Consider the following 4,993-nt stretch of genomic DNA (forward strand, 5'->3'; position numbering starts at 1 on the left):
TTTTTCGTCTTTTCACTTACGATTGCATCATAAGCATCTTGACTCATTTGTATAATTCCACTTGCTACTGCGACTCTTGTTGTATTGCTCTTGTCACTCACATCGACCATTTTAGGACGCTGGTTCTCATCTAAATGTGTTAAATTCATATATGCTCTTTTGTATTATAAAATTAATTTTGCCTTATTATAGCAAAGAATTCTTTATAATTTTAAGAGCTTCTTGATACTGCTGAGGGTGGTTAAGATTTAAAAAGGGCTGCGTTTGAGAAAAGTGACAATAATTTGTATGGGAATTTTTGAGGAGTAGTCCAAGCTTATGGTTGTTCTCTTTAAGCATGGTTTCAAAAGAACTCTTTAAAGAGTTATGATAAATGCCACAAAGAGGCTGTATACCTTCATCTGTTTTTGCAATTGTAGCATCAAATGAGTTATTGTCTGCGTTCACTAAAGCTTCTATCTCTTTTTTGCTAATAAAAGGAGTATCAACGCTGAGTGCAAAAAATCTATCACTCTCTAAATGCTTAAATGCAGTGATAAAACCAAGAGTTGGTGCAAAAACTGTATTCTCTTTCATATCTTCTATAAAATTTGCTTCAAAATCAAATTTAGAACACTCTTTACAAGAGATATAAACATTTTTAAAAATTTTTGAGAGTCTGTTATGTTGGTAGTGTGTTAGTGTGTTAAAGCCTGCAAAAGGGAGAAGTGCTTTGTCTTCTCCCATTCTGCTACTCTTGCCACCTGCAAAGATTACGCAGGGAATTTCTATCATTACTTGTGAGTAAGTTTTGCTTCAATTCGGCGATTTTGTGCGCGACCAGCTGCAGTTGCATTGTTGGCAATTGGATTAGCTTCACCCATCCCTTTTGCTGAGAGTTGAGAACTACTTACACCTCTTGCTTCTAACATTTTTACAACTTCTTTTGCTCTTTTTTCTGAAAGACGCTGATTGTAAGATGCTGCACCTCTGTTATCTGTATAGCCTACTATTTTAGCGTTATAGTTTGGATATTTTTTCAAAAATGCTGCGTATTTGTCGAGGTTAGTAAATGAGGCAGCATTTACTTTATATGAGTTGTTTTTAAATTGAATATCTAATGCGACTGTTGTTGGACATCCATTTTCATCTACTGCAGTGTTTGCCGGTGTATTTGGACATATATCTTTAGCGTTTAAAACACCATCATTGTCCATATCTGGGTTTACTTTACATCCGTTTGCATTAACTTGTGCTCCTGCAGGAGTATTGAGACATTTGTCATGTGAATCAAGTACACCATCATGATCGGCATCTTGAGCAACAGGACATCCTGTAATATCAACAGTTGTATTGTCTGGTGTATTTGGACATTTGTCATTTGCATCAATAATTCCATCTCCATCGCTGTCAACAGCTAATGGTGCAACAACTACTGCTGCAGTTTGCTCTTCTACAACTGCTACAGGTTCTTCTTTTTGCGCTTGTGCACCAAAAGAGTATGTAAGTCCTACTAATGTCATAAGATTACTATCTGCATTTCCTGCATGCGATGCAGTAGGTTTGAGCATATAAATAGCCTCTAATTTTAGTGCTAAATTATCTGTAAAATTGATTTTTGCACCAACACCTGCATCAAAGAAAAGGCGATCATCATTGTTGTATTTATTTGTTGTAAAGCTCTCTATTCCAAGACCAGCTTTAGCAAAAGGTGTAATGGTCTTTCCTTTGTTGTAAGTGTAAACACCATTAAATGCACCGCGAAGAACATTTGTATTTCCACTTACTGAATAATCTACATTAGGAGCATAGTAGAGAGAAAATTCAGGACTGATTTTAGAATCAGCAGAGTTTATTTGGAACTCTAATCCACCAGTGAGGTATCCATTATTGTCAATGCCAAGATTTCCCTCTGCAATGTTATAGCCTATCATTGGTGAAAGCTCATATTTGTAGTTGTCTGCAGATGCAAGTGTCCCTAGTAATAATGCTGGAACGAGTAGTAATTTTTTCATTTTTTTATCCTTTGTTGAAATTAGTTTTACTTTAGTTTGTAACCGAGTATTTTAACTAAAATAATAATATTTAATTCTTAAATATTAAAATTAGTTTATCTCGGATCTGTAATATAGCCTGTAATTGCAGAGATTGCAGCGACTGCTGAATTTGCAAGATAGACTTTAGAGGAGCGACTTCCCATACGACCTACAAAGTTTCTATTTGTAGTTGAAACGGCTACCTCATTATCTCCAAGTATTCCCATATAGCCACCAAGACAAGCACCACATGTTGGATTACTAACAACGCCACCAGCCTCAACAATGATGTCAATATAGCCTAAATGGTTTGCTTCACGAAGGATTTTTTGTGTTCCTGGAGTGACAATTAAACGCACATCAGGGTGTACTTTTTTTCCTTTTAAAATCTCTGCAGCTACTTTTAAATCACCTAAACGGCCATTTGTACAGCTTCCAATGAAAGCTTGATCTATTTTGATTTTATCTGCAACAGCTTGTACAACAGAGTGCCCATTAGATGGTAAAAATGGGTATGCAATAACAGGATCAAGATTTGCAACATCTATCTCTAAAATTTCTACATAGTTTGCGTCTTCATCAGAGTAGTGAATTTTTGGCTCTCGTGCTAAATTTTTGTCTGCTAAGAACTCTTTTGTAATGTCATCAACGGCAACAATACCATTTTTTGCACCTGCTTCAATTGCCATATTACACATTGAAAATCTATCATCCATATTGAGGTACTCTATGGTGCTACCTGTAAACTCTAAAGTTCTATAAAGCGCTCCATCAACACCAATCATACGAATGATTTCTAAAATGATGTCTTTTCCTGTTGTATATTTACCAGGTTTTCCTGAAAGGATTACTTTAATAGATTCAGGAACTTTAAACCAGTTGCCTCCACTAATCATAGCAAATGCAAGGTCAGTTGAACCCATACCTGTAGAGAATGCACCCAAAGCACCATGTGTACAAGTGTGAGAGTCTGCACCGATGATGACATCACCAGGAACAACAAGCCCTTTTTCTGGTAAAAGTGCATGTTCAATTCCCATATCTTTTTCATCAAAAAAGTTTTTAAGATTATGTTTTTTTGCAAAGTCACGGCTAATTCTTGCTTGATTTGCTGAAGCTATATCTTTTGCAGGAATGAAGTGATCAAGAACAATGGAAAATCCATCAGGATTTGCAAGTTTCTCTGCACCACTATCTTCAAATGCTTTTATGGAAATAGGTGTTGTAATATCATTCCCGATAACCATATCAATAGGAGAACGGACGATTTCGCCTGCATATACTTTTTTACCGACATGCTCGGAAAATATTTTTTCTGTTATAGTTTGAGCCATAATTATGAACCTCTTAATAGTATAAATAATGTTGCGATTATAGCATAAGAGATTTAAAGTTTATTACTCTTCGTATTTTATAGCACTTTTTGTAAACGCAGTAGAACAGAAAAAGAGGGCAATAAATATTGGATTAAATTTTACAACATCTTCACTAACAGTATCAAAAACGCCAAAGCTAAAGCCTTCACCATCATTAGGATTTTGCGGTGTTACAACAAATTCTAATGGGGTAAGTGTTCTTACCATATTGAGTATATTTTTTCTCGTTTTTATGTTTTCTTCATTCAGGATATTAAAATCTTTCTCTTGAGATTCTCTATGCGCTATTAAAATTTTTTCTATAATGTCTGTTTTATCTTTAAAAACGACTTTATTCCATTTTATAATAGTATTGTTTGAAGCGACTTGACAGTTCTTTTGCATAAGTGGATTGGGCTTTTTCGCACGAAGAGCTTCTATGAGTGCTAGTAAAAAATTAATTCCTCCAATATTTTTTGCTGCTTTTTGCATAAAAAGATGAACGACTAATTTTGTATCGTCACTTTGGTTATTAAAATTACACATTATTTATTTTCCTTATTTCTTTCATTATAACATTATTTAGAGAAGAACTGTTTTAATTCTTAAATGATCTATAAACTCAGTTTGGCTTAAGCAAATCATAATGTCAAAACTATTATGATGTCAAAAGTAAAAGAAGACAAAAATAGTCTTATTTAAAATAAAAGGGAAAAATATGCAAGTTTATTTAGATAATAACGCTACTACAATGTGTGATCCACAAGTAGTGGAAGTCATGCAACCGTTTTTTAGTCAAATGTATGGAAATCCAAGTTCACTTCACAAATTTGGAACAGCAACACATCCTTATATCAGAAAAGCAATAGATCAAGTTTATACTGCTTTAAACGCAAGTGATGATGATGACATCATCTTTACATCATGTGCAACAGAGTCAAATAACTGGGTATTAAAATCAGTATTTAATGACTATATTGTAAATGGCGAAAAAGACCACATCATTACAACAGAGGTGGAACATCCATCTATTCTTTCTACTTGTAGATGGCTAGAGGAGCAGGGTGTAAAAGTTACTTATCTTCCTGTAAATGATCAAGGAGTTGTAGAACCTCATGTTGTAAAAAGTTTTATTACAAACAAAACAGCTTTAGTCTCTGTAATGTGGGCAAGTAATGAGACAGGTATGATTTTTCCTATTAAAGAGATTGGCGAAATTTGTAAGCAAAATGGTGTGCTTTTTCACTCTGATGGTGTACAGGCAGTTGGAAAAATCCCAGTTGATTTACAAGATGTGCATGTTGATTTTGTATCAATGTCAGCACATAAATTCCATGGACCAAAAGGTGTAGGTGCACTCTATATCAAAAACTCTCAGGAACTATCTCCACTCCTTCATGGTGGTGAACAGATGGGACATAGAAGAAGTGGTACTCTAAATGTACCTTATATTGTTGGTATGGGAAAAGCTATTGAACTTGCAACAGCAAATATTGATGAGACTACGGCAAAAATTAGAGCAAAACGAGATAGACTTGAAGATGCACTTTTAGAGCTTAGTGATACTTTTGTAGTAGGTAATCGTGAAAATCGTACACCAAATACTATTCTTATCTCTATTCG

The 4,993-nt window shown here is 34.6% G+C and carries 6 protein-coding genes; 1 reads left to right on the plus strand and 5 read right to left on the minus strand.

What is annotated here, in order from left to right:
- The 5 genes from MVY38_RS02385 to MVY38_RS02405 all read right to left on the minus strand — a co-directional run.
- The coding region (locus MVY38_RS02385; RefSeq protein WP_297483209.1) for a cyclic pyranopterin monophosphate synthase MoaC at positions 1-149 on the minus strand (149 nt) is incomplete at its 3' end.
- A 37-nt stretch (positions 150-186) separates the two neighbouring features.
- Positions 187-774 (minus strand): molybdenum cofactor guanylyltransferase MobA, encoded by a 588-nt coding sequence (mobA, locus tag MVY38_RS02390; protein ID WP_297483194.1) that lies wholly within the window; start codon positions 772-774, stop codon positions 187-189.
- Entirely contained in the window at positions 774-1,994 is a 1,221-nt protein-coding gene (locus tag MVY38_RS02395) for an OmpA family protein (RefSeq protein WP_297483197.1), read from the minus strand. Before MVY38_RS02395 ends, mobA begins: the two co-directional genes overlap by 1 nt.
- A gap of 95 nt (positions 1,995-2,089) precedes the next feature.
- A complete protein-coding gene (locus tag MVY38_RS02400) occupies positions 2,090-3,349 on the minus strand; it encodes a 3-isopropylmalate dehydratase large subunit (RefSeq protein WP_297483199.1) in 1,260 nt (419 codons plus the stop codon).
- 63 nt (positions 3,350-3,412) lie between these two features.
- A complete protein-coding gene (locus MVY38_RS02405; RefSeq protein ID WP_297483202.1) occupies positions 3,413-3,916 on the minus strand; it encodes a hypothetical protein in 504 nt (167 codons plus the stop codon).
- Positions 3,917-4,088: 172 nt separating this feature from the next.
- On the opposite strand from MVY38_RS02405, the gene MVY38_RS02410 reads away from it, so the two are divergent.
- The coding region (locus tag MVY38_RS02410; RefSeq protein ID WP_297483205.1) for an aminotransferase class V-fold PLP-dependent enzyme at positions 4,089-4,993 on the plus strand (905 nt) is incomplete at its 3' end.

It is taken from the genome of Sulfurimonas sp., from assembly GCF_027056685.1.
Classification (GTDB): Bacteria; Campylobacterota; Campylobacteria; order Campylobacterales; family Sulfurimonadaceae; genus Sulfurimonas.